This window comes from Nocardia aurantia (genome assembly GCF_009604425.1).
GTDB classification, from domain to species: Bacteria; Actinomycetota; Actinomycetes; order Mycobacteriales; family Mycobacteriaceae; genus Nocardia; species Nocardia aurantia.
This window is the reverse complement of record NZ_WEGI01000003.1, coordinates 144,234-167,776: the sequence shown is the minus strand read 5'-3', so window position 1 is coordinate 167,776 and position 23,543 is coordinate 144,234. Positions and strand designations below refer to the sequence as shown.

General features: G+C 69.3%; 22 protein-coding genes. 17 read left to right on the top strand and 5 right to left on the bottom strand.

All coding sequences use genetic code 11. The annotated features are described in order from the left end of the window. The first annotated feature begins 73 nt into the window (after nt 1-73). The 7 genes from NRB56_RS07200 to NRB56_RS07170 all read left to right on the top strand — a co-directional run bounded on the left by NRB56_RS07200 (nt 74) and on the right by NRB56_RS07170 (nt 8,536). Nucleotides 74-1,222 (top strand): hypothetical protein, encoded by a 1,149-nt coding sequence (locus NRB56_RS07200; protein ID WP_153339758.1) that lies wholly within the window; start codon nt 74-76, stop codon nt 1,220-1,222. A 594-nt stretch (nt 1,223-1,816) separates the two neighbouring features. Next, nucleotides 1,817-2,791, top strand: coding sequence for a phosphotriesterase family protein (locus NRB56_RS07195; protein ID WP_153339757.1), 975 nt, complete (start codon nt 1,817-1,819; stop codon nt 2,789-2,791). Between the two features lie 41 nt (nt 2,792-2,832). Beyond that, the gene (locus NRB56_RS07190) at nt 2,833-3,786 is read left to right on the top strand and encodes a phosphotriesterase family protein (protein ID WP_319942682.1); all 954 of its coding nucleotides are present in this window, start codon (nt 2,833-2,835) and stop codon (nt 3,784-3,786) included. A 12-nt stretch (nt 3,787-3,798) separates the two neighbouring features. Beyond that, on the top strand, nt 3,799-4,929 hold the full coding sequence (locus NRB56_RS07185) for an FAD-dependent oxidoreductase (protein ID WP_153339755.1): 1,131 nt from the start codon (nt 3,799-3,801) through the stop codon (nt 4,927-4,929). Next, a complete protein-coding gene (locus NRB56_RS07180) occupies nt 4,926-5,834 on the top strand; it encodes an alpha/beta hydrolase (protein ID WP_319942681.1) in 909 nt (302 codons plus the stop codon). Before NRB56_RS07185 ends, NRB56_RS07180 begins: the two co-directional genes overlap by 4 nt. Nucleotides 5,835-5,847: 13 nt before the next feature. Beyond that, entirely contained in the window at nt 5,848-6,819 is a 972-nt protein-coding gene (locus NRB56_RS07175; RefSeq protein WP_153339753.1) for an MBL fold metallo-hydrolase, read from the top strand. Beyond that, nucleotides 6,812-8,536, top strand: coding sequence for a CocE/NonD family hydrolase (locus NRB56_RS07170; RefSeq protein WP_153339752.1), 1,725 nt, complete (start codon nt 6,812-6,814; stop codon nt 8,534-8,536). Before NRB56_RS07175 ends, NRB56_RS07170 begins: the two co-directional genes overlap by 8 nt. 4 nt (nt 8,537-8,540) lie before the next feature. Here the strand turns inward: NRB56_RS07170 and NRB56_RS07165 are convergent, their stop codons facing one another. Further along, nucleotides 8,541-10,169: an MFS transporter gene (locus tag NRB56_RS07165; protein ID WP_153339751.1), complete on the bottom strand. Its 1,629-nt coding sequence runs from the start codon at nt 10,167-10,169 to the stop codon at nt 8,541-8,543. A 401-nt stretch (nt 10,170-10,570) separates the two neighbouring features. Between NRB56_RS07165 and NRB56_RS07160 the strand changes: the two genes are divergently transcribed. Further along, nucleotides 10,571-11,389: a mycofactocin-coupled SDR family oxidoreductase gene (locus tag NRB56_RS07160; protein ID WP_153339750.1), complete on the top strand. Its 819-nt coding sequence runs from the start codon at nt 10,571-10,573 to the stop codon at nt 11,387-11,389. 249 nt (nt 11,390-11,638) lie between these two features. Here the strand turns inward: NRB56_RS07160 and NRB56_RS40430 are convergent, their stop codons facing one another. Then, nucleotides 11,639-11,977, bottom strand: a complete 339-nt coding sequence (locus NRB56_RS40430) for an alpha/beta hydrolase domain-containing protein (RefSeq protein WP_406603451.1) — start codon at nt 11,975-11,977, stop codon at nt 11,639-11,641. A 388-nt stretch (nt 11,978-12,365) separates the two neighbouring features. Here NRB56_RS40430 and NRB56_RS07155 point away from each other — a divergent pair, with 388 nt between their 5' ends. After that, nucleotides 12,366-13,829: an MFS transporter gene (locus NRB56_RS07155; protein ID WP_153339749.1), complete on the top strand. Its 1,464-nt coding sequence runs from the start codon at nt 12,366-12,368 to the stop codon at nt 13,827-13,829. Nucleotides 13,830-13,833: 4 nt separating this feature from the next. Continuing rightward, a complete protein-coding gene (locus NRB56_RS07150; protein WP_153339748.1) occupies nt 13,834-14,406 on the top strand; it encodes a TetR/AcrR family transcriptional regulator in 573 nt (190 codons plus the stop codon). A gap of 13 nt (nt 14,407-14,419) precedes the next feature. Here the strand turns inward: NRB56_RS07150 and NRB56_RS07145 are convergent, their stop codons facing one another. After that, nucleotides 14,420-15,259 (bottom strand): enoyl-CoA hydratase-related protein, encoded by an 840-nt coding sequence (locus NRB56_RS07145; protein ID WP_319942680.1) that lies wholly within the window; start codon nt 15,257-15,259, stop codon nt 14,420-14,422. Between the two features lie 87 nt (nt 15,260-15,346). Beyond that, nucleotides 15,347-16,774 (bottom strand): FAD-dependent monooxygenase, encoded by a 1,428-nt coding sequence (locus tag NRB56_RS07140; RefSeq protein ID WP_153339747.1) that lies wholly within the window; start codon nt 16,772-16,774, stop codon nt 15,347-15,349. Nucleotides 16,775-16,841: 67 nt separating this feature from the next. Between NRB56_RS07140 and NRB56_RS07135 the strand changes: the two genes are divergently transcribed. After that, entirely contained in the window at nt 16,842-17,486 is a 645-nt protein-coding gene (locus NRB56_RS07135) for a TetR/AcrR family transcriptional regulator (protein ID WP_153339746.1), read from the top strand. Here the strand turns inward: NRB56_RS07135 and NRB56_RS07130 are convergent. Continuing rightward, nucleotides 17,478-18,167, bottom strand: a complete 690-nt coding sequence (locus tag NRB56_RS07130; protein WP_319942679.1) for an AraC family transcriptional regulator — start codon at nt 18,165-18,167, stop codon at nt 17,478-17,480. The two genes, NRB56_RS07135 and NRB56_RS07130, sit on opposite strands and share 9 nt — an antisense overlap. Nucleotides 18,168-18,305: 138 nt before the next feature. On the opposite strand from NRB56_RS07130, the gene NRB56_RS07125 reads away from it, so the two are divergent. From NRB56_RS07125 to NRB56_RS07105, 6 genes are all read left to right on the top strand, one after another. Then, nucleotides 18,306-19,313: a zinc-binding dehydrogenase gene (locus NRB56_RS07125; protein ID WP_153339744.1), complete on the top strand. Its 1,008-nt coding sequence runs from the start codon at nt 18,306-18,308 to the stop codon at nt 19,311-19,313. 67 nt (nt 19,314-19,380) lie between these two features. Then, nucleotides 19,381-20,577: an acyl-CoA dehydrogenase family protein gene (locus NRB56_RS07120; protein WP_319942678.1), complete on the top strand. Its 1,197-nt coding sequence runs from the start codon at nt 19,381-19,383 to the stop codon at nt 20,575-20,577. A 126-nt stretch (nt 20,578-20,703) separates the two neighbouring features. Continuing rightward, nucleotides 20,704-21,783 carry a DoxX family membrane protein gene (locus tag NRB56_RS07115; RefSeq protein ID WP_153339743.1) on the top strand — a complete coding sequence of 360 codons (1,080 nt, stop codon included), beginning with the start codon at nt 20,704-20,706 and terminating at the stop codon, nt 21,781-21,783. A gap of 11 nt (nt 21,784-21,794) precedes the next feature. Beyond that, the gene (locus NRB56_RS38765) at nt 21,795-22,211 is read left to right on the top strand and encodes a hypothetical protein (RefSeq protein WP_227837335.1); all 417 of its coding nucleotides are present in this window, start codon (nt 21,795-21,797) and stop codon (nt 22,209-22,211) included. Nucleotides 22,212-22,306: 95 nt separating this feature from the next. Next, nucleotides 22,307-22,462, top strand: coding sequence for a hypothetical protein (locus NRB56_RS38240; protein WP_194290758.1), 156 nt, complete (start codon nt 22,307-22,309; stop codon nt 22,460-22,462). 359 nt (nt 22,463-22,821) lie between these two features. Further along, nucleotides 22,822-23,523 (top strand): PAS and ANTAR domain-containing protein, encoded by a 702-nt coding sequence (locus NRB56_RS07105; protein WP_153339742.1) that lies wholly within the window; start codon nt 22,822-22,824, stop codon nt 23,521-23,523. Nucleotides 23,524-23,543: the final 20 nt, after the last annotated feature.

Here is a 23,543-nt window from a genome sequence, read left to right as displayed (position 1 = left end):
CCGGCCACGGCCGGTCGCAGAACTTTTCCGCCGCCCTCGGGGCGAGGGATCGAAGAGAAGGAATTGAGAAGTCATGCACAGCATCTCCCGGGCCACGGCCATCGCAACCTTGGCCATCGCCACCACCGCGAGCGCGGTGGGCATCGCGACGGCCGCACCCGCCCTGCCGGCTTCGGCGGCGGCGGAACCCGGCCACGCGATCGCCGACGACGGCGCGGCGGCCCAGCAGTCGCCCGAAGCGCAACTCGACCAGGCCGTCGGCGCGATGACCGGCGCGTTCAGCAACGCCAAGAACGACGGGACCCTGATCGGTACCGCCGCGGGCGTGATCATCGGCTGCCCGGTCGGCGCGGTCACCGGCGGCACCTTGACCGCCCTCGTCTCGGCCGGTTCGCTGACCCCGATCGGCGTGGTCGGCGGCTGCATCCTGGGCGGTGCCACCCTCGGCGGCCTGGGCGGCGCGTTCGGCGGCGCGGTCACCGGCATCCCGGCCCTCGCCGACGCGGCCGGGCAGCAGTACAACCGCCTGCACGCACAGGGCTTGATCGCCGCGCCGGGTGACCCGGATACTGCGGACCGGACCGCCACCGACGCGGCGCTGCCGATCACGGGCGCCGCCGAGACGGCCGTGCCGCACACCCGTCCGACCGGGCCGCTACCCAGCGAAGTCGCCACGTCCGTACCGGCGAGCGCTACGAACTTGCCGACAACCGGCGGCCTCGAGGCGCCGACGTCGGTCACCGCGACCGCTCTGCCGCTGGCCGGCGGCACCGGGACAACCACGTCCACAGCCCTCCCACCGGGCGGTGTGGCCGCAGAGCCCACGTCGGCAGCCGGCGTGTCGCCCGCGTCGATCGGTGACCTGGCTGCGCCCGCGCCGGTCGCCGGTTCCGGAGATGTGCTCGCCGACCTGAACATGGCCTGGCACGCCGCCGGTCCGTACATCGGACTGGCCGCCGGTGTCGGCGGCACAGCGGGAGCACTGGTCGGCGCGGTGGTCGGCTGCCCGATCGGCGCGATCACGCTGGGCAGCATGGCCACCGTGATGTCGGCGGCGGTCCTGACCGTTCCGGGCGTGATCGGCGGCTGCCTCGCCGGTGCGGGGACCACCGCGGCGTTCGGCGGCATGGCCGGCAGCGTCATGGCCGGCCTGCCGGTCGGCCTGGCGGTGACCGCGCAGAAGTTCGGCGAGATCCAGGCGGACCACGCGGCGGCTCGGTAATCGAGACAAAGCCGATCGCGGTCGGCTGCCCGGTGGCGGGCAGCCGACCGCGATCGACAGTCAGGCGCGCCGAGGCGGATCGGCGAACCGAACCATCGGGCAGCCGAGCGAGCTCAACTCCCGGCAGCCGCGACCGCCGTGCTGAGAAATGCGGCGGGTTGATGACCCGGGTCACCTCCTGGATGAGCGGTTCGGCTCATCGGTCGGCCGAGCGCGACCGTCCGGTAGGCCGATCGTCGGCCGTGGCGCCCTGGTTGCCGGTGGCTTGCCGACGGCGATCCGGACCTGCGAGCTCATGGTCGAGCAGCTCCGCACCGGTTGTTCGGGCCGCATCGAACCAGGTCACAGCCCTGCTGCGGTGCGGTCGGGCGGGGTCGCGACCAGCTTTGTACGGGCATGCAGCTTTATTTACATTCAGAACATTTATTTGACATCACGTAAGCTTTTATGACACCGTTCACATCGGCGGCGTGACCGCATCACTTGCCCCAGATCCGGCCCGGCGGCCGGTGGCGCCCGAGGAGAGCGCGGGGTGACTGCCCGACGAGAGGACAACGACGTGAGCTGCGTCGGCATGGAAAGGAAGTGCCAGTGATGGGCGACCGGACTGCGACCGTGAACACGGTGCTCGGACCCGTTCCCGCCGAGGAGCTGGGAGTCGTCGCGGTGCACGAGGCGCTGCTGTCGGTGGTGCCGGGTGCGGAGTACGCGTTCGACGTCACCATCGACCGCGCCGAGATCTTCGAGACGCTGGCCGCGAAGTTGCGCGCGTTCCGCGAGCAGGGCGGCGGCACGATCGTCGACAGCACCGGCATGTTCCACGGTCGCGATGTTCGGCTGTACGAGACGTTGTCGCGCGCAACCGGTGTGCACATCGTGGCGTCGACCGGGATGGGGCCGGAGGAGCTGCTCGGCGGGTATTTCCTTACGCCGCAGACTGATCCGCCGACTCCGTGGCCGGCCGACAAGTTCGCCGACCTGTTCGCGGCGGAGGTCGCCGAGGGCATGGTGGTTCCGCGCGTGGAGCGCCGCGGCGCCGCGGGCATCGTCGCCACCACCGCGACACCGTCCGGTATGACGGCCACGGACGAGAGCCTGTTCCGGGGGGCGGCGCGGGCCGCTCGGCAGACCGGCGTTCCGGTCTCCGTCCGCTACGGCGCCGACGCCCTGCACGATCTCGGCACTGTCCTCGACGAGGGACTGCCGGCCGATCGGGTGGTCGTCGGCGGACTCGATCGCCGGGACGCCGTCGCCGCCGGTGCGCCGCTCGAAATCGCCTGGCGCGGAGCGTATGTCGCGCTCGACCACGTCGGTACGGAGGACGAGCTCCACATCGCCGACGCCGACCGCGCCGCGCTGGTCCTGGATCTCGTCGAGGCCGGGCACGGTGATCGGATCCTGTTGTCCGCCAACGCGATCGGCGTCGCCAAGGGCGGTCCCGGCCGCGAGCTGCCGTACGGCCACGTGCTGACCGCATTCGTCCCGCTGCTCACGGCGCGTGGGCTCGCCGAGGAGGACCTCAGGCGGATCCTCGTGGCCAATCCGCGCGCGCTGCTGACGCGGCACTGATTGCCGCCCAACGAGTTCCGACTTTCCCGAAGGTGAGTGTTGTGTCGAGAGTGAACACGGTTCTGGGGCCGATCCCCCCGGAGGAGCTGGGCATCGTGGCCGTCCACGAGCACATCGGATACGGCATGCCCGGCTCCGAACTGGATACGAAGTGGTGGAAGTCCCCCGAGCAGCGCTACGCGGAGACCGTTCCCAAGCTGCGCGCGTTCCACGAGTACGGCGGCGGCACGTTCGTCGACGTGACCGGGATCTGCAACGGGCGCGACGTCGACTATTACAAGTCGCTGTCCGCGAAGACCGGCGTGCACATCGTCGCCTGCACCGGCTTCGTCGGCGGCGACACCGCGCTGCCGTTCTTCGCGCGGGCGAGCGTCGACTATCTGGCCGAGCATTTCGTCCACGAGATCACCGTGGGCATCGGCGGCACCGGCAGCAGCGCGGGCGTGATCAAGGTCGGGGTGAGCCGCGGTGGCCGAATGACCGAGCTGGACAAGCGGATCTATCGGGCGGCCGCGCGGGCCGCCCTCGCCACCGGCGTGCCGATCCTGACCCATCTGGCGATCGACGCCGAGAACGCCATCGCGATCTTCGGCGAGGAGGGCCTGCCGCTGGATCGTGTGCTGTTCGGGCACGCCGACGACGGCGTCAATGCGGAACAGACCCGCGACCTGTGGATCGCCGAGCAGGGCGGACGGGTCGGCTTCGACACCTTCGGTTACGAGACCGAACTCGAGGATCCACCGTTCTGGGCGCGGCCGCGCAAGGAACGGCTCGACCACTTCCTGCGCTTCATCGGCCACGGCCATCTGGACCGGGCACTCGCCTCGGCCGACGCCAACTGCAGCCCGCTGGGCTGGCCCGGCGTCAAGGGCCACACCGTGAACTACCTCTTCGAAGACCTCTTCCCCGACCTGCGCGCGGCGGGCGTCGACGAGGCCACCATCACGACGTTGTTCGTCGAGAACCCCGCCGACTTCCTCACCATCCAGAACTGAGAGCAGAGAGAGATGCAATCGTCGGACCTGAAGAACCTGACCATCGCCATCGTCGGCGCGGGGTACGCCGGCGCGTCGGCCGCCCGGGCGCTGAGCCTGCTCGGCGCCCACGTCGGCGTGTACGAGCAGGCCTCCGAGATCCGGGAGGTCGGTGCGGGCATCGGCCTGCGGCCCGCCACCATGGACCGGTTCCGCCGGTGGGGGATCTTCGACACGATCGCGAAGGTGAGTTCACCGAGCGACTACTTCGAGATCCTCACCGCCACCGGCGAGCGGATCCTCAAGGAGGACTGGCCGGGCACCGACGACTTCGCCGAGCGGACCGAGACCCACCTGATCCACCGCGGTGACTTCATCGACGCCCTGCTGGGCGCGCTGCCCGAGGGCATGGTCCACCTCGGGCACAAGCTCGAGCGCGTCGAGGATCACGGTGCGCGCGCGGCACTCACCTTCACCAACGGCCGGACCGTGGCGGCCGATCTGGTCGTCGGCGCCGACGGCATCAAATCGGTTGTGCGCAAACAACTCTTCGCCGATCGGGAACCGGTGTTCTCCGGCGAGCACGCCTACCGCGCGGTGATCTCCGCGGACGACGCCCACGGGATGGTCGTCGACGACAACCTCCGGATGTACATCGGCCGCGGGACGAAGGTCTATCTGCTGCCGCTGCGGCACCGCGGCCAGGTGTCGTTCGACATCACCGCGTTGTGCCCGGACGGCACCTGGGCGCCGGAGGTGACCAAGGACGACATCGTCGCGACGGTCCAGGGTTTCGACGAGCGGATCGTCGACATCGCGCGCAATCTCGACCTCGGCACCGTGAACATCCGCGCGGTCTACGACATCGATCCGGTCGACACGTGGCATTCGGACTCGGTGGTCCTCGTGGGTGACGCCGCGCATTCGATGCTGCACCACCAGGGGCAGGGCGCGAACTCGGCCGTCCTGGACGCCGGCGCGCTCGCGGACGCGTTGCGCGACAACGACTCCCTGCCCGCGGCGCTCGCGGCGTACCAGGCCGGCCGCAAGCCGGTGACCGACGAACTGCAGCGCATCTCGCGCCAGGGCTGGAGCGAGGAGGAACTCGACGAGGTCTTCCCCGGGCAAAAGCCCGCGCGGGCCGGGCAGGCGGTGCGGTCGTGACGCTGCATCCGGAGATCGCGAAGGTACTCGCCACGCTGCCCGCGCCCCCGCCGGACCCGATCGATCCGGCGGTGCTGCGAACCGCCGAGGAGTCACAGGTGCTGCCCGTTTCCGAGCGCCTGCCGCTGCATTCGGTCCGGGACGCGCCGGCCGGCGAGGTGCCGGTCCGGATCTACACACCGGCCGAAGCGGACTCGTACGGATTGCTGATCTACTTCCACGGCGGCGCGTTCTTCCTCGGCAGCCTGGAGACACACGACCACATCGCGCGGTCGCTCGCCCGGGAGACCGGGCTGCGGGTCGTGTCGGTGGGCTACCGCCGGGCACCGGAGGCCGCCTATCCGGCGGGACTGACCGACTGCCTCGCCGCGGTGCGCTGGGCCGCCGATTCCGGCGAGTTGTGCTGGGACGGTGTGACTCTCGCGGTCGCCGGGGACAGTTCGGGCGGCAACTTCGCGGCGGCGGTCGCGGCGCTGGCCCACGACGAGGGCTTCGGCGCGATCACCCATCAGGTGCTGTACTACCCGTCCCTCGATCTGGACTTCGACGTCGACCGCTACCCCTCGCTGCGGGAGAACGCCGTGGGCTACGGCCTCGAGACCGCGGGCCTGAAACCGTTCAACGCCTTCTACCTCGACAGCGGCGCGGATCCGGCGGATCCGCTGGTCTCACCGATCCGGCGGGCCGATCTCGGCGGGCTACCGCCCGCGCTGATCATCACCGCCGAGCACGATCCGCTGCGCGACGAGGGCGAACTCTACGGCCGGCGGCTGCGCGAGGCCGGGGTGGACACGACGATCAGCCGATACCCGGGCGCGGGACACGGCTTCGTGCAGCACTTCTCGTGGATCCCGGAATACCACCGGGCCTTCACCGAGACGGCCGCGTTCCTGAACCGGCGCTGACGAGGAGACAGCCATGACCCGAGATGTGCGGATCCACCCCCTGGTCTCCCCGTGGGGCCGGTTCGGCCTGTACAGCTTCTACATCGACGCCCCGGAGCCGGCGATCGTCGACACCGGGATCGCCTCCTCCCCCGCCGAGGGGATGGCCCCGGCGCTCGCGGCGCTGGGCCGCGACATCGCCGATGTGCGCTGGATCCTGTTGACGCACGGGCACATCGACCATGTCGGCGGGGCGCACGCGCTGTGGGAGCTGACCGGCCGCCGGGCGCAGGTGGTGATCCACCGGGCCGACGCGCCGTTCCTGCGGTCGCGCCGGGCGCATGTGGACGAGTACCTGAACGGGCGCAACCGATATCTGAACGATCCCGGCGGGGAGGCGAAGCAGATCGCCGCGACGCGGGCGGTCATCTCCGGCGAAATGGAACCGACCGTGCTCATCGAGGGTGGCGAAACCCTCTCGCTCGGTGGCGGTGTCACAGTATCGGTGCATTCGATCCCGGGTCATACCGCCGGCTCGGTCGCCTATGTGGTGGACGGGCAGAACTCGGTCTTCGTCGGCGACGCCGTGCAGGTGCACGGGGCCGCCAACGGTTTCCCGGGATTCGAGGACCCGGACGCCTACCGCGCGAGCCTGCGGTACCTGCGGGACGAGATCCGGCCCCGCACCATGTATTTCGGACATCCGTACCGCCGCGCGGACGGCGTGCCCTACGGCGTCGAACTCGACGCCGAGCAGGCGCGCGCGGCGCTGCGGGAGAGTCTCGACATCGAGACCCGGGTCGGCGCCGCGTCGCACGAATGCCTGTGCGCCGGTCTGCATCACACGGATTCGGTGTATTCGCCGTTCGCCCCGGTCGCCGCGGAGCTCGGTTACACCGGCGATCCCACGCTGGAGCCGTCGCCGTTCTTCACGACGCTGCACGGCTACCGCACGCGGTTCGAGCAGAACCCGCACGAACACAAGGAGTTTCACACCCATGGCTGAGTACGCAACGCGGGCGGCGGGCGGCCGCCGGATCGCCGTCCGCACCGATCTCGAGGTGCCGATGCGCGACGGGGTCACCCTGGTCGCCGACACCTACAGCGATGTCGAGGACAAGCCCCGTCCCGCGCTGGTGGCGCTGAGCCCGTACGGCAAGGAATTGCAGGCGCTGGCCCTCACCATGCCGCCGCAGCGGCGGCCGAGCCCGATGTGGGACGGCTGCATCGAGGCCGGCGACATCGCGCGAGTGGTCGGCGAGGGCTACGTCCACGTGATCGGTGACCTGCGCGGCTCCGGCGGCTCCGGCGGCGAGATGATCGGCAACTACAATGCCGGCGGGGTCTCCCTCGGGCAGGACGCCTACGATTTCATCGAATGGGTTGCGGCCCAGCCGTGGTGCGACGGCAACGTCGGCATGATCGGCATCTCCTACTTCGGCTCGATGCAGGTGCTGGCCGCCGCCGAGCGGCCGCCGCATCTGAAGGCCATCTTCGTCAGCGGCGGTCACTACGATTTCTACGAGACCACCTACCACGGCGGCATCATGTGGTTCATGCCGCGCGCCGCCCGCGAGGGACGCGGCGGCGATTCGGGTATCGCGCACACGAACGTGAAATCCCGGATGCGGGAACGGTATTCGCCGGACGAGCTGAAGAGGCTGGTCGACGAGCGGCTGCGGGATCCCGATGTGGCGGCGTGGCCGAATCTCGTGCACGTGCTGAAATACCCCACAAACCGCGAATTCTGGTTCGACATCGTGATGAACAACCTCGACGGTGACTGGTACGAGGAACGCAATCCGATCACGCTGGCCCCGAACATCGACATCCCGGTCTACCTGCAGATCGACCAGGGCCGCGGCTGGACGCTGGACGGCACGCTGGAGCTGTACGACGCGCTGCGCGGACCGAAGAAGCTCGACATCGGCCCCTATCCGCCGATGCAGTCGCGGCCGTTCGTCGAGGAACACGACAAGATGTTCCGCTGGTACGACTACTGGATCAAGGGCATCGACAACGGAGTGATGGACGAACCGCCGGTCACCGTGTTCGTCGAGGGCACGCGGGAACGGGTCACCGGCGAGCAGTGGCCGCCGAAGCGGGTCGAGTACCGGCCGCTGTACCTGCGTACCCGCCGCAAGCTCGCCGCCGATCCGGAGCCCATGGGGGTGGAATACGCAGCGCCCGACGGCTTCTACCAGGCGCCGCTCACCGTCACCGACAAGGTGGAGATCCTGAGCTGGAGCACCGAACCGTTCGAGGAGGCCACCGAACTGATCGGCGCCGGCGCCGCGCACCTGTTCGCCGAGATCGACCAGGACGACACGAATTTCATTCTGCGCCTGTGGGATACCGCCCCCGACGGGAAACGGCAGCTGATCACCACCGGCTACCTGAAGGCCTCGCACCGCGAACTCGACGACCGCAGCACCGAGGGCGACCCATACCATCCGCACACCCGCGCGGTGCCGGTCGAACCGGGTGCGATCGAGGAGTACGTGCTGCGCCTCTATCCGTTCGCGGCGGCCTTCCGGCCGGGGCACCGGCTGGTGGTCGAGTTGTCCAACAACGAACCACTGGCCGACGACCACAACGCGCTGCTGCCCCCGGACGCGTTCCACCTGCCGGTGGGCCGCCCGGTCACGCACAAGATCTACCGCGACGCCGCGCACCCGTCCCGGCTGGTCCTGCCGTTCACGACGCGCGCGGCGCGGCGGTAGCCGATCACGGCTCGGTCGACCCCGCGGAACTCGGGCCGCGGCCGTGGCGCATGACGACGGCCACGACGAGGGCGATCAGGACCGCACCCGCCATGGTCCAGAACGTCAGCACATAGCCGCGGTCGGCGAACACCTGCGGAATCGGTTGTGTGACAGTGCGTCCCATGACCTCGATATGCGCGGTGATCGGGTGCGCGGCCTGGAGGGCGGTCATGACGGCGGTGCCGATGGCGGTACCCAGCCCCATGATCGCCCCCAGCATCCCGGAGCCGATGCCGTGCTGCCCTTCCGGAACGCCGTCGACGATGAGAACCGAAGCGGCGGTGTAGAAGAACGCGAAGCCGATCCCGAACACGGCCGACAGCAGCGCGAAGGTCACCCAGGAGTAGTGGGGCACGGCGAAGGCGAAGCCGATCGCGACGAGAATCACGACGACACAGGCGATCACGGCAGGCACCCGGGCCCCGATCCGCCGGGCCAGCAGCCCGGCGATCGGGCCGAAGATCATGCCGACCGCGCCGGTCATCACGCCGATGTGCAGCGCGTAGGAGAGCATGCCGTACCCGCTGCCGTAGTGGTATCCGGGATCGAGGGTCACGTGGACCGCGGCGGGATTCAGGTTCACCCCGGCGGTCCGGTGGGCCTGGGCGAGCACACCCTGGATCACGTTCTGCCGCAACTCTTCCGCGCCCGGCGTCTGGGTCATGTAGCCGGTGGCGGTGGGTACGACGGCGAATCCGCCGATGCCGAACAGGACCATCAGCAGCGTCCAGCGCATCTTCGGGCCGAGCAGCAACCTCATGTCCATGATCGGTGCGCTGGACCGGGTTTCGATCAGGTAGAACGCGGCGATCAGCACCAGCCCGGCGATCAGCCAGATCAGCGAGGTCGGCCGGCCCCAGCCCCAGTCGTGACCCTTGTCCACGTAGATCAGGGTGGCCAGCATGCCCACCGCCAGCGCCAGCACGCCGTACGGCTGGATGCGCTGCCGCGACCGCAGTGCGCTCTCCGGCACCAGGACGGTGAACAGCGCGGCCGTGACCGCGGTGTAGATCACCAGGAACCAGAACATCGCCCGCCAGTCGTAGTTGTCGACCAGCAGTCCGGCCACGACCGGCCCGATCACCGCGGAGAACCCGACACCGCTGGCGACCACCCCGAGCGCGAGCGGAACATATCTGCGCGGCAACAGGTCTCGCACGAGCCCGTAGGTGATCACCGACATCGCGACGCTGAACGCCTGTAGTCCGCGCCCGGCCAGGAACACCCACCAGTTGCTCGTGAGCGCGTCGAGCAGGCTGCCCACGAGGAAGAACGCCGCGCACACCAGGAAGATGCGCTTCTTCCCCCACATGTCGCTGAGCTTCCCCAGAATCGGGGTGACGGCCGCGCCGACCACCCCGGGAAGGATGATGGCCCAGTTGATGTCGGCGCCGACACCGGAGAACGTCTTCGTGATCTTCTGCAGCGCCGCTCCCACCATCGATAGCTGGAACGGTACGACTTCCGCCAGCAGGACCATCGCGATGACGATCGCGATGATGCGCCGGCGTCCGGTGTCGTCATCGAGACGGCCGGAATCCGTTCGGTCGTCGACGAGTTCGGGATCCGGAACAACAGGTGAGGTGGCCATCGGCCCTCCGAGCATGAGAATACTGCCGTCGAGAGGCCGGCAGTCGGTGGTACGAAGCGCGGCTCGCGAAACCACGTTCTATGTCTTTCGAGAATCGAATTCTACTGCGGTCTGCGCAGTTGTCTTCGTTTTCGAGGGATTGCCGAGGTCCGTTCGGCATCTCGGCCCGAATCCCATGATGCGCATTGCGAGAGCATAGTTCTACTTCGGCCAGTCCATAAGCCTCTCCCCTGAGCAGTCGCCCAGTTCCGTTCGGCACACCCGGTCGCGCCACGAGCCCTCGCAAACCCTTTGCCGCGCAAACGATCCTGCCGAATCCCCCGGCCCCCCGGCGCCGCGGTGCTAATTTGTGCCCGCTCGGCGGAATCGACTGGGATTCCGCAGGATTGGAGATCGACACCATGGGAAAACTCGACGGCAAGGTCGCCTTCATCACCGGAGCCGCGCGCGGTCAGGGCCGCAGTCACGCGATCCGGCTGGCCGAGGAGGGCGCCGACATCATCGCGGTGGACATCTGCGCCCAGCTGGAATCGGTGTCCTACCCGATGGGCACGGAGACCGAACTCGACGAGACCGTCGCGGCGGTGGAAGCCCTGGGACGGCGAATCGTGGCCCGGCAGGCCGACGTTCGTGACGTGACCGAGCTGCGGAAGGCGTTCGCGGACGGCACCGCCGAACTCGGCCCCGTCGACATCGTGCTGGCCAACGCCGGTATCGGCGCCGGCGGTGCGACGGTGGCGGAGGAACAGGAGTGGGACGAGGTCGTCGCGGTCAACCTGACCGGAGTCTGGAACACCGGCCGAGTCGCGATCCCCTCGATGCTCGAGCGTAAACAGGGCGGGGCGATCGTGCTCACCAGCTCCACCGGCGGTATGGCGGGCGTCGGCATCCCGACCGCCGGTTTCCTGGGTTACACCGCCGCCAAGCACGGCGTCATCGGCCTGATGCGATCGTGGGCCAACTACCTTGCCCCGCACAATATCCGGGTGAACAGCGTGGCGCCGACCGCGGTCCGCACGCCGATGGCGGGCGACGGCAACCTGAGCGCGATCATGGAGCGCTCCCCCGCACTGGCCAGCGCGTTGTCCAACGCCATGCCCGTCGATCTGGTCGAACCCGTCGACATCTCCAACGCCATCGTGTGGCTGGTCTCCGACGACGCCCGCTACGTGACCGGCTCGGTCATCCCCGTCGACGCGGGCCAGCTCAACAAGCGCTGATCGTTGTCCGGCGGCCGGGTCGCGAGGCCCGGAGCGGCGGGCCGGGACCGATCGTGAGCCCGGATAATTGTGTCCGCGAACCAGTTCCGCACCAGTGCGGAAAGGCGGCGAGCAATCGGCCGGAAGGTCAGTGCGGCAGCGACTCCCGCCGGCGACAGTCGGCGGGCTGCTGGTCCGCGGGGGTGGTCCCGAAGTCCGGGATCGCGGAATCGCAAGCGCGCCCGAGGAAATCGATCGCGTCACGGACGGTCAGGTAGCGGCTGGGTCGTGTACGCCGCCAATCGCACGTCCGCCACAAAAGGATCTCGCGGTCCCGGAGACGAAATACTCTGCCTCCTCGTATCCTTCGTCGGCCACCCGGAACGGCACGTCCATCTGCGGATGCCCTTGGGTACCACCGGTAATGGGTCCGGTCACCACGGGAACGGCCGGACCCCCGGCCGGATCCGCGGTCACCCGCGCCGGACCCGTGGCGACCACCAGACCCAGCGCGCAGGCCACCGAAGTCACGGCGAGCCACTGCCCACGCGACCGCACGCGCCGCCGCACCCCCGGCTCCGCCGGTCGCGCGAACCCCGCACCGCGCATTCCGGCAGACCGGCTGGGCCACAACCCGTTACGACGGAGAATTCCTCGCCGCACCGCGCGGGCGGCAGCGGCGATCCATGGTTCGCGCTGTGCGGCAGCGAGATCCGGGTCCGGAGGCGGCGCACCGTCGCGCCCCGACAGCTCCCCGCTCTCCTGGCATGCCTGCGATTCGAACGATCCGGCCATGAACTCTCACCTCGCGAGATTGCGAATACTCAGCTGGCTGTAGAACAGCGATTCCCGAGCCGAACGGCACCACACTCGCAAACCCGCCGCACCACAGGATGATTCGGCGGCGGATAAATGTGGACCCCAGGGTCCGGTTATGCCTATGATGACCTAACCGGACCCTGGGGTCCATTTAGCTGCACGAAAGGCAGGCGAGCCGATGGACGATCGGGATGTGGCGCACGAGGAGCAGACCGGAGGTGGCGGGCTGCTGGTGCTGGCAGTGGCGGCCGTCGCCTACTCATTGGCGCAGACGGCGGTGGTACCCGGCCTGAGCCAGCTGACGAAGGCCCTGCACACCTCCTCGGAGAACGTCTCCTGGGTGCTCACCGGATATCTGGTGTCCGCGGCGATCCTCACCCCGGTCGGCGGCCGGCTCGGCGACATGTTCGGCAAGCGCCGGGTGCTGGCGATCGCACTGGCCGCGTTCACCGTCGGCAGCGTGGTGGCCGCATTGTCCGGCAGCATCTGGGTGCTGGTGGCCGCGCGGGTGGTGCAGGGCGCGGGCGGCGCCGTGTTCCCGTTGTGCTTCGGCATCATCAGCGACGCCTTCCCGGCCGAGCGACGTCCGGGAGCGCTCGGACTGATCTCCGCGATCGCGGGCATCGGCGCCGGCGGCGGCCTCCTGATGGGTGGCCTGCTGCTCGATCACGCCTCGTGGCGCTGGATCTTCTGGGCCGGCGCGATCATGGCGGGCCTGGCCGCCCTGGGCACCCTGCGGCTGCCGCAATCCACCACGCACACCCCGGGCCGGGTGGATCTGGTCGGCGCGCTGCTGCTGGCGGTCGGGCTCACGGCCCCGCTGATCGCGTTGACCCGGACAACGAAGTGGGGCTGGGGCGATGCCCGCACCCTGGGCCTGATCGTCGGCGGTCTGCTGGTGCTCGCGCTGTTCGCGTGGTTCGAGACCCGGATCGCGGAGCCGCTGGTGAACGTGCGACTGCTCGCCCGCCCGGTGGTGCTCGGCACCAATGTCGCCACCGCGCTGATCGGTTTCGGCATGTTCGGCGCGTTCGTGCTCATCCCGCAGATCGCCGAAACCCCGGTGGCCAGCGGCTACGGCTTCGGTATGAACGCCACCGGCGCCGGCCTGCTGTTGCTGCCCGCCTGTCTCGTGATGCTGGTGACCGGTGGAGTGTCGGGTCAGATCGGGATGCGCCTCGGTCCACGCTTCCCGCTGGTGGTCGGTCTGCTGATCGCGGTGGCCGGGCTGGCCGTACTCGCGGGCGCCCACCACAACCGGTGGCTGGTGCTCGCGCTGTGCGCGGTCGTGTTCGGCGGCATCGGCCTGGGTATGGCGGCCGTGCCGAATCTGATCGTCGGCGCGGTGCCGCCCGAGGCGACCGGGGAGGCGACCGGCGTCAACGCGCTGGTGCGGTCGGTGGGATCGTCGATCGGCTCCCAGGTCGCGGCGACCGTGCTGGCCGGCAGCGTGACCGCGGCCAGTGCGCTGCCCACCGATTCGGCGCTCACGGAGGCGTTCTGGCTCGGCGCGGCCGGTAGTGCCTGCGCGGCGGTGGCCGCGCTGCTGATCCCCCGCGACCGCCGCGGCGCGGACGCCGGGGCGGAACTACTCGACGCGGCAGCCCCGGTGTCCGACCCGGACGGTGTTCGGGCAAGCTGAGGTGATGTCCCCGGCCACCCCCAACCCCGCCGACTGGTCCGATCGCCGCGCGGACGCCCGCCGCAATCACGAACGTATCGTCGCCGCGGCTCTGGAAGTCTTCTCCGAGAAGGGTTTACAGGCGACGGTGCCGGAGGTGGCGGCCCGGGCCGGGGTGGGCAAGGCCACCGTCTACCGCAGCTACCCCACCAAGGCCGACCTGGTCCGCGCGGTCGCGGACCAGGAGCTGGAGTGGCTGCGGACCCGGCTCGCGGCGATCGCCGAGGACGACGATCCGTACACCGCCCTGCGCGATTTCGTCGGCGACGCCTCCGAACGGCTCGCTCGCCAGCAGATGCTGCTGTTCGAGGTGATGCCCCGCGACGACCCGCGCAACTCCGATTCCGAACCGAATCGGATGTTGCAGCGGATCATCGATGCGGCCCGGGAACGCGGTCAGGTGCGCGCGGATGTCACCGCGCTCGACCTACGCGTCCTGGTCGGCGGATATGCCCGCATCCTTTTCGATCTGGGCATCCGCGACCCGGCGCAGTGGCGCCGCTACGCCGACCTGGTGATGGCCGCACTGCGCCCCTGATCGGGCGAAAGTCCTACTGCCCGAACAGGTCCGGTAGTCCGTCGGAGACCCGATCGACGAACGACGGATCCCGCTTCGACAGAAACGCCTCCACACCCTCACGAATATCAGCCGAACGACCACGCTCGTAGATACCCCGCGACTCCACCACATGCGCCACCTCCGGACCCTCGGCGCCGAGCATCGACCACAACATCCGCCGGGTCAGCGCCACCGACACCGGCGCGGTCCCCGACACCAGATCCCGCGCCACCTCGATCGCCCGCTCCACCACCCGCTCCGGCGGAACCACCTCCCGCACAAGACCCTTCGCCAACGCCTCCCGCGCATCGATCAACCGGCCACTCAACATCCACTCCAACGCCGTCGCGATACCCACGATCCGCGGCAGAAACCACGACGAACACGCCTCCGGCACCAACCCACGCCGCGTGAACACAAACCCGAAACGCGCCGTCTCCGAAGCGATCCGCACATCCGCCGGCAACGTCGACGTCACCCCCACACCCACCGCCGGACCATTCACCGCCACCACCACCGGCTTCATGGAACGAAAAATCCGCAAAGAAGCGAGCCCACCCTCGTCCGGCGGAGCACCACCATCAGCCGGCTCCAGCACGAAACTGTCCCCACCGGCACCCAGATCGGCACCGGCGCAATAAGCCCGCCCCGACCCGGTCAGCACCACCGCCCGCACCTCGTCGTCGGCGTCGCAGCGATCGAACGCCGCCTCCAACTCCTCACGCATCCGCACGGTGAACGCGTTCAACCGATTCGGCCGATGCAGGCGCAACACCGCCACCTCACCCACACGCTCGAACAGGACCACCGGATCATCCACATGCTGCGTCACAGAACTCACCCTAACTTCTCACGGTGGTCGGCGACGTAGAAGTACCCGACCGATGCCATTCCTCGTTAACTTGCCGCGCACGCGGCCTCATCCGAACCAGCGGACGAGCGCATCCTCCAGCGGTTGCGAGTCGGTCGCGGACCAGGCGATATAGCCGTCGGGCCGGATCAGGACGGCGTCGATGTCCTCGTCGGTCTCGGCCACGACGTGGTCCACCCGGCCGGCCCAGGCGTCGATCGACCTGGGCTTGCCGTCGAAGGAGAGCAGCAGTCCGCGGCCGGAACGCAGCAACCGGCCGACCCGGGTCGGGCCTTCCCCGGTGGTCAGGTCCAGGTCGATCATCCGCGGTCCGACGCCCGGATACTCGATGTCGAGACCCGACATCAGGCCCGAGATGAGCCGATTGGCGCCGGGGACCCGCAGCAGGTCGGAGACGATGTCGCGGAGGGCCGCGACGTCCGTGTCCCGGCCCGGGTTCATCAGGACGCTCTGCGCGCGGGTGACGTGCAGCACCCGGGCGGCGACCGGATGCCGCTCGGCGTGGTAGCTGTCCAGCAACCCGTCCGGCGCCCAGCCGTTGATCTCCGCCGCGAGTTTCCAGCCGAGGTTGACGGCGTCCTGGATGCCGAGGTTCACGCCCTGCCCGCCGATGGGCAGATGGATGTGGGCCGCGTCCCCCGCGAAGAACACCCGGCCCTCGCGATACCGCTCGACCTGCCGCACGGCGTCGCCGAACCGGGAGGCCGCGCGGAGTTCACCCAGTTCGGTCCCGGGCCCGTACACCGTCCGCAGCGCGTCGCGGATCTCGTCGGCGGCGACGGGCACCTCGCGCCCCGGCGTCGCACCGGCGAACCTGCCGAAGATCATTCGGTACAGGTCACCCTCGATGGGGTGCAGGATGCTGAAGTACCCGCCACCCGACGTGATGTAGCGGCTGAAATGCTCGGAGCCGGTCGGCACGGACGCGGATCGAGCGGACAGGGTGATGTCCGCGACGACCGCCGACATTCTCGCCGCGGTTCCGGGGAACGGGACGCCGAGGAGTTTGCGAACCGTACTGTGCCCTCCGTCGCACGCGACGAGATATCTGCCGCGGACCTCCCCCGCGGTGACCCCGTCGGCATCCTGCTCGACCGTGGACACCTCGCGCCCGCGCAGCACCGGCACGCCCTGCGCGATCAGGCGTTGTTCGAGGAAGTCCTCGAGCCGGGCCTGCGGAACCGAGACCGGATACGGGTGCCGGGTCCGCCACGGCCGGCAGTCCAGTTCGACGGGAAGTCCGGCGAAGTGCCCGCCGAATTCGCCGCGGGGAATCGCCCGGTCGAGCAACGGGTCCAGGAATCCACGCAGATCCAGCACCTCCGCGGTGCGCGGCTGCAACCCACCGGCCCGCGACTGCGGACTGCGCACCCGCGCCTTCTCCAGCACGACGGCCGGCACGCCGGCCAGCGTCAACTCGGCGGCCAGCATCAGTCCGGTCGGACCGGCCCCGACCACGATCACCTCGGTCTCCATGACCCTCTCCTAAAAGTAGACTCGATGCAATAATATACTGAATCTACTTATGCGCTACCATGGGCGCATGACCGATCCGAGGGGCCTGCGGGAACGCAAGAAGGTGCGCCTGCGCGAGACGATCGCCGCCACGGCCATCCGCATGTTCCTGGAATCGGGCTTCGACCAGGTCTCCATCACCGATATCGCCCGGGCGGCGGAGGTCTCCCGGCGGACGCTGTTCGCGTACTTCCCGACGAAGGAAGATCTCGTCCTGCAACGGTTCGCCGATCACGAGGACGAAGCCGCCAGGATCGTCCGGGCCCACCCCGATCGGCCGCCACTGGACGCGTTGCGCGCGGCGTTACTGGACGCGTTGCGGCAGCGCGATCCGGCCACCGGCCTCAACGACAATCCGGAGACCATCGCCTTCCTCCGATTGGTCAGGGACACCGAGAGTCTGGCCGCGAGACTGATGCGCTACACCGCACGCGGGGTGGACCTGTTGTCGGACGCGTTGCGCGAGAACGGTTTCGACCCGCTCACCGCCCGCCTGGTCGCCTCCCAGGTGATCGCGGTACAGCACGAGCTCACCTTCATGAACCTCGCGTACCTCGCCGAGGGCGAGTCCGCCGCGGATCGCTACCCGGCCGCGGTGCGCGCCACCGACCACGCCTACGATCTCCTTCGCGATGGCCTGAAATCGCATGCGGGAGAAGGCATATCACCGTGATCCGAGTTCGTGCGCGGCCCGATGGCGGCCGGGGGTGGTGCCGACGACCGCGGTGAAGGCCGTGATGAAGCCGCTGGGATTGGACCAGCCACAGGCATGCGCGACCCTGGTCGTGTCGTGGCCGTCGGCGAGCAGGATCAGCGCGTGGGCGATGCGCAACTGGGTCCGCCACTCGTAGAAGGTCATCCCGAGTTCGTCGTGCAGCAGTCGGCTCAGGGTGCGCGCGCCCGCGCCGACCGCCCGCCCGAGTTCGGTCAGAGACGCGTTGTCCGAGGGATTCTCGTCCAGCCGGCGAGCGAGGGCGCGCAGCCGATCGTCGCGCGGTTCCGGCAGGTGCAGGGGCTGCTCGGGCGCTTCGTGGAGTTCGTCGACCAGCACCCGGTGCAGCCGGGCTCGGGCGGCGCGCTCGAAGTCACGAGAACCGGTGAGCGCGAGCAGGACCTCGCGGGCGAGCCCCGAGGCCGGGAACACCGCGGGCCGGTCGGGCAGCCGGCCCGACAGCGCCCCGGGCAGGAAGACGATCCGCATGTCGGTATCGCCGTGCGCGCGGTGATGGTGGGTGAATCCGGCTGGTGTCCAGGCGATCCGGTTCGCGGGAACGATCGAGGTACCGCGCCCGGTGTGCACGGACAGCACGCCGCGCGCCGCGTACACCAGATGCCCGCGCGGATGCGAATGCACCGTGCTCGAATCACCCGAAGGCCAGTGATGAACCCCGCCGGACGGCCACAGCCGGGAGCTTCGAGATTGGCGGGCTACAGGCATGAATCGGCATTCTAGCGGTGGCACGCCATCGGAGCGCTCGACGACAGTGGGGACATGACCGACGATTCCCGGACCGGACCCGCCCCGACGATGCGCGCGGCGGTCTGCACCCGCCCCGGCGCCCCGGACGTACTCGAGGTCCGTGCCCTGCCGATACCGGCGGTCCGTCCCGGCCGGAGTCTGGTACGGGTGCGGGGATTCGGCCTGAACCGCTCGGAACTGCGGACGCGGCAGGGACATTCGCCGAACGTGCGGTTCCCGCGCGTGCTCGGCATCGAATGTGTCGGCACCGTGGCCGCTTCGACCGATCCCGCGCTGCCGGAGGGGACGACCGTGGCGGCGGTGATGGGCGGGATGGGCCGCGAATTCGACGGTGGCTACGCCGAATACGCGTTGCTGCCGAACGAACTGCTGATGCCGGTCACCACCACGCTGCCGTGGGAGGTCCTAGCCGCGCTTCCCGAGGCGTACCTCACCGCGCAGGGCGCCCTGGACACGTTGCGGATCGCACCGCAGAGCAAGAGCCGCTTGCTGATTCGGGGCGGAACCGCCTCGGTGGGGATGGCGGCGGCGACGATCGCGGCCGCCCACGGCATCGAGATCGCGGCCAACACCCGGCAGCCCGGCAAGGCCGGCGCACTGACCGGGATCGGCGTGCACCACGTCGTTCCCGACGACGGTGGGTCGATCGCCGAACGTGTGCACGCGATCTGGCCCGGCGGGCCCGATCACGTCCTGGATCTCGTCGGCGCGGACACGGTGGCCGATTCGCTGCGCCTGGTCCGACGGGGCGGCGCGGTCTGCGTGGCCGGCTCGCTGCGTGGATGGCTGATCCCAGGCTTCGAGCCGATCGCGATGATCCCGTCCGGAACCACGCTCACCGCGTTCCACAGCAAGGACGCCGAGGGCAGCGCCGGCACCCTCGCGCGGATCGTCCGCGAGATCGAAGCCGGCGGCTACCGGCCCAATCTCGATCGGGTCTTCGCCCTGGACGACATCGTCACCGCCCACCGGTACCTGGAGAGCGACGAGGCCGCCGGAAAAGTCGTGGTGCTGCCGTAACGGCCGTGGCCGGGACATATCTTCGAGTGAGCGTGCGCGTGCACCCGACAGCACCCGAGGAGAACCCGTGACCCGCCTGGCACAGACCGCCGGACTCACCGACGTCCAGACCGAGATCCTGCACACGGTGCGAGCCTTCGTGAACAAGGAGATCGTCCCGCACGCCCAAGCGCTGGAACACTCGGACACCTACCCGCGCGAGATCGTGGACGGTATGCGGGCGCTGGGACTGTTCGGCCTGATGATCCCCGAGGAGTACGGCGGACTGGGCGAATCGCTGCTGACCTACGCGCTGGTGGTGGAGGAGATCGCGCGCGGCTGGATGAGCATCTCCGGCGTGATCAACACCCACTTCATCGTCGCCTACATGCTGCGGCAGCACGGCACGCCGGAGCAGCGGCAGCACTATCTGCCGCGGATGGCCACCGGCGAGGTGCGCGGGGCCTTCTCCATGTCGGAGCCGGACCTGGGCTCCGACGTGGCGGCGATCAAGACCCGGGCCCGGCGCGACGGCGACCACTACGTCGTCGACGGCACCAAGATGTGGCTGACCAACGGCGGCACCTCGAACCTGATCGCGCTGCTGGCCCGCACCGACGAGGGCGCCGAGAAACCGCACCGGAACCTGACCGCCTTCCTGGTCGACAAGCCCGAGGGTTACGGCGAGGTGACACCCGGCCTCACCATCCCCGGCAAGATCGAGAAGATGGGTTACAAGGGCGTCGACACCACCGAAGCGATCTTCTCCGGATTCCGGATCCCCGCCGACCGGGTGCTGGGCGGAGTCCCCGGTCACGGCTTCGCCCACATGATGGACGGTATCGAGGTCGGCCGCGTCAACGTCTCCGCGCGTGCCTGCGGCATCGCACTGCGCGCCTTCGAGCTGGCGATCGAATACGCCCAGCAGCGCAGCACCTTCGGCAAGCCGATCGCCGAACACCAGGCCATCTCCTTCAAACTCGCCGAGATGGCCACGAAAGTCGAAGCGGCGCACCTGATGATGGTCAACGCCGCCCGGCTCAAGGACTCCGGCGAGCGCAACGACGTGTCGGCCGGCATGGCCAAGCTGATCGCCTCCGAATACTGCGCCGAGGTCACCCAGGAGGCGTTCCGCATCCACGGCGGCTACGGCTACTCGACCGAGTACGAGATCGAACGCCTGATGCGGGAGGCGCCGTTCCTGCTGATCGGCGAGGGCACCAGCGAGATCCAGAAGACCATCATCAGCCGCGGCCTGCTCCGCGAATACCGCTCCAGGAGCTGAGGGCCCGTACCTCACCGATCGGGCCGGTGATCCCGCCCGGCGTACCGGCGGCCGTTTGACCGCCGGTACGCCGGGAACTGCGGAGACATAGAGGTCTGAAGTATGTCTCCTGGAAGGGGTTTCACCATGCTCCGGCGTATTGCCCATCCGATGCTGGCGGCCGATTCCATCGTCGGTGGTGTGGATGCGCTGTTCGATCCCGAGCCGCGGGTACGCGCCGTGGCCGACCTCGTGCAGCGCGGCGAGAAGACACTGCCGCCCCGGGTGGCGGCCTATCTGCCCGGTAATGCCACGCAGGTGGTCCGGATCAACGCGGTCGTGCGGATCGGCGGCGGCGTGCTGCTCGCGATGGGCAGGATGCCCCGCCTGTCGGTGGTCCTGCTGGCCGCGACGGCCGTGCCGACGGCGGTGTCCGAGCACGATTTCTGGAACGAACAGGACCGGGACCGGCGGTCGGCCAAGCGGTCCGGATTCCTGAAGCAGGTCAGCCTGTTCGGCGGACTGCTGATCGCGTCGACCGACCGCGCGGGCAAGCCGTCGCTGACGTGGCGGGGCAAGCGCGCCGCGGCCCGGCTGCGGGGCGATACGGCCCCGTGGCGCGAGCATCTCGCCGAAGCCGCGGAGCTCGGACCGGAACTCGGTGCGGCACTGCGGCATCGGGGCGAGCAGCTCGCCGAGGCCGCCCGCAGCGGCGGTGAGAGCCTCGCCGGCACGACCCACGATCTCGGTGTGCGGGCCGGTAGCGCCGCCGCCGACCGCGTCGGGTCCGTGCTCGACACCACCCGGGCACGGGGCGGGGATCTCCTGGACACCGCGCGGGATCGGGGCGGGGATCTCCTCGGCACCGCTCGCGACCGGGGTGCGGATCTGGCGGGCACCACCCGGGATCGGGGCGGTGACCTGCTGGGTAGCGCGCGCGACCGGGGCGGTGACCTGGTCGGCACCGCCCGGGATCGGGGCGCCGGCCTGGTCGACAGCGCGCGGGATCGGGGCGGGGATCTCCTCGGCACCGCTCGTGACCGGGGCGCCGACCTGGTCGACAGCGCCCGCGACCGGGGCGGCGATCTGCTCGGTACCACCCGAGATCGGGGTGCGGACCTGTTGGACACCGTGCGGGATCGGGGCAGCGACCTGCTCGGCAGCGCACGTGATCGCGGGAGCCGGCTCACCGGCGCGGCCCGCGATGCCGTCGGCCGGGCACACTGAAAGGAAAGTTCATGGCACAACATCGTTCTCGTCCGATCGCCGCGCGAGGTTGGTGCGCCGCAGCGGTATTGGCGGCGTTCGCGGCCGCCGGCTGCGGCACCAGCACCACCCCGGGGGTGCCGGCGACCGGTACGACCGCGCCGGTGACGGAGACCCCGGCCGTCTCGGCGGACTCCGCGAAGGGGCTCTGCGACCTGATCGGACCGCAGGTCGACACCTGGCGCGGCGACGGGCCGACGCTCGGCAAAACGAAATTCAATGCCACGGTTCATGATTGGGCCCTGCGCAACAACGGCGTGAACATCGCCGTGATGCGCAATCGCGCGGTGATCGACGAGGTCACAACGAACACCTGCCCGGACGTGCGGCAGGCAACCATGGCGGCGCTGCAGATTTCCGACCTCGCCTCGGGCCTCGCGGGATTCTGATCCGTCGCAACTTTTCGCCGGCGCCTGTTTGACCACCGGCAAAAAGGGAATCGCTTTATTGTCACACTCTTTCGGACAAGAGAAATGGAACCATCATGGCAATCCTCGGTCTCATTCTGCTCCTCGTGGGAGTCGTGTTCGGAATTCCGATTCTGACCACTGTCGGTGTCATCCTGCTGGTCGCGGGCGGAATTCTGATGTTGCTCGGTGCGGTCGGCCGGCCCCTGGGCGGACGCAGCCACTACTACTGACGCAACTCCCCCGGTCGGCGAGCACGACCGGTGACCGGTGAATACGCCGGCAACAGGACGACTGTGCCCGGCACCCGCGAAAGGGTGCCGGGCACAGTCGTATCCGGCGCCCGCGCTCACCGATGTTCGAATCGCCCGTATTTTTCGAATCGTCCGCATTTGTTTCGATCGGCGCCGAGGTGGAATCACCGGAATGGGAGCACACCGACATTCGGCCGACTCTCGGACGGCGTCACGCGAGCCGTGCCCGGCATCGATGCCGGGCCCCGGCAAGGAGGCCACGGCCCGCGTACCGCCGCCGTTTCCATACCTCGCGAAAAGCCGGACGGCGGGACCGATCGCACTGAATAATCCTCGGCATGGACAGCGCAGGTGATCCCGCGGTCTCCGCTTCGCGCAAAGCAACCAGGATCATCGCCGCGGGCCGGCGACAGGCGGTGGGCGGCTTCCGGTTCCGGTTCGCCGACCAGTGCTGGCAGTGGTCCGACGAGGTCGCCCGGATGCACGGGTATCCGCCCGGCAAGGTGGTGCCGAGCACCGAACTGCTGTTGTCGCACAAACATCCGGACGATCGCGCTCAGGTCGCGGACGCCATCGCGCACTCGGTGCGTACCGGTGAGCCGTTCTCCAGCCGGCACCGGTTTCTCGACACCCGCGGCCGCGAGCATCATGTCATCGTGGTTTCCGACCGGATGCTCGACGAGGCCGGAACCGTGATCGGCACCACCGGGTACTACATCGACGTCACCGACACGCTCGCCGAACATCGGCGCGAGGTGCTCGACGGCACGCTGCCCGAGTTGTTCGAAGCCCGCGCGGTGATCGAACAGGCCAAGGGCGTGCTGATGTGGATCTATCGCATCGGCCCGGAGCAGGCCTTCTCGGTGCTGCGCTGGCGTTCCCAGGAGACCAACACGAAACTGCGCGCCCTGGCGGAGCAGATCATCCGGGAACTGAGCAGTCTGCCACCGACGACCCCCTCCCTGCGCAGCCGATTCGACCATCTGCTGCTCACCGCGCACGAGCGCATTCCCGAGAAGGCCGAATCGGAGGCGAACTGACGCCGGTGCGGGCGCCGAGC

Bases quoted from the DNA above. Each gene is read 5' to 3' on its own strand.
- NRB56_RS07200 (WP_153339758.1), top strand. From the start codon at position 74: ATGCACAGCATCTCCCGGGCCACGGCCATCGCAACCTTGGCCATCGCC.
- NRB56_RS07195 (WP_153339757.1), top strand. From the start codon at position 1,817: ATGGGCGACCGGACTGCGACCGTGAACACGGTGCTCGGACCCGTTCCC.
- NRB56_RS07185 (WP_153339755.1), top strand. From the start codon at position 3,799: ATGCAATCGTCGGACCTGAAGAACCTGACCATCGCCATCGTCGGCGCG.
- NRB56_RS07175 (WP_153339753.1), top strand. From the start codon at position 5,848: ATGACCCGAGATGTGCGGATCCACCCCCTGGTCTCCCCGTGGGGCCGG.
- NRB56_RS07170 (WP_153339752.1), top strand. From the start codon at position 6,812: ATGGCTGAGTACGCAACGCGGGCGGCGGGCGGCCGCCGGATCGCCGTC.
- NRB56_RS07165 (WP_153339751.1), bottom strand. From the start codon at position 10,169: ATGGCCACCTCACCTGTTGTTCCGGATCCCGAACTCGTCGACGACCGA.
- NRB56_RS07160 (WP_153339750.1), top strand. From the start codon at position 10,571: ATGGGAAAACTCGACGGCAAGGTCGCCTTCATCACCGGAGCCGCGCGC.
- NRB56_RS40430 (WP_406603451.1), bottom strand. From the start codon at position 11,977: ATGCGCGGTGCGGGGTTCGCGCGACCGGCGGAGCCGGGGGTGCGGCGG.
- NRB56_RS07155 (WP_153339749.1), top strand. From the start codon at position 12,366: ATGGACGATCGGGATGTGGCGCACGAGGAGCAGACCGGAGGTGGCGGG.
- NRB56_RS07150 (WP_153339748.1), top strand. From the start codon at position 13,834: ATGTCCCCGGCCACCCCCAACCCCGCCGACTGGTCCGATCGCCGCGCG.
- NRB56_RS07140 (WP_153339747.1), bottom strand. From the start codon at position 16,774: ATGGAGACCGAGGTGATCGTGGTCGGGGCCGGTCCGACCGGACTGATG.
- NRB56_RS07135 (WP_153339746.1), top strand. From the start codon at position 16,842: ATGACCGATCCGAGGGGCCTGCGGGAACGCAAGAAGGTGCGCCTGCGC.
- NRB56_RS07125 (WP_153339744.1), top strand. From the start codon at position 18,306: ATGACCGACGATTCCCGGACCGGACCCGCCCCGACGATGCGCGCGGCG.
- NRB56_RS07115 (WP_153339743.1), top strand. From the start codon at position 20,704: ATGCTCCGGCGTATTGCCCATCCGATGCTGGCGGCCGATTCCATCGTC.
- NRB56_RS38765 (WP_227837335.1), top strand. From the start codon at position 21,795: ATGGCACAACATCGTTCTCGTCCGATCGCCGCGCGAGGTTGGTGCGCC.
- NRB56_RS38240 (WP_194290758.1), top strand. From the start codon at position 22,307: ATGGCAATCCTCGGTCTCATTCTGCTCCTCGTGGGAGTCGTGTTCGGA.
- NRB56_RS07105 (WP_153339742.1), top strand. From the start codon at position 22,822: ATGGACAGCGCAGGTGATCCCGCGGTCTCCGCTTCGCGCAAAGCAACC.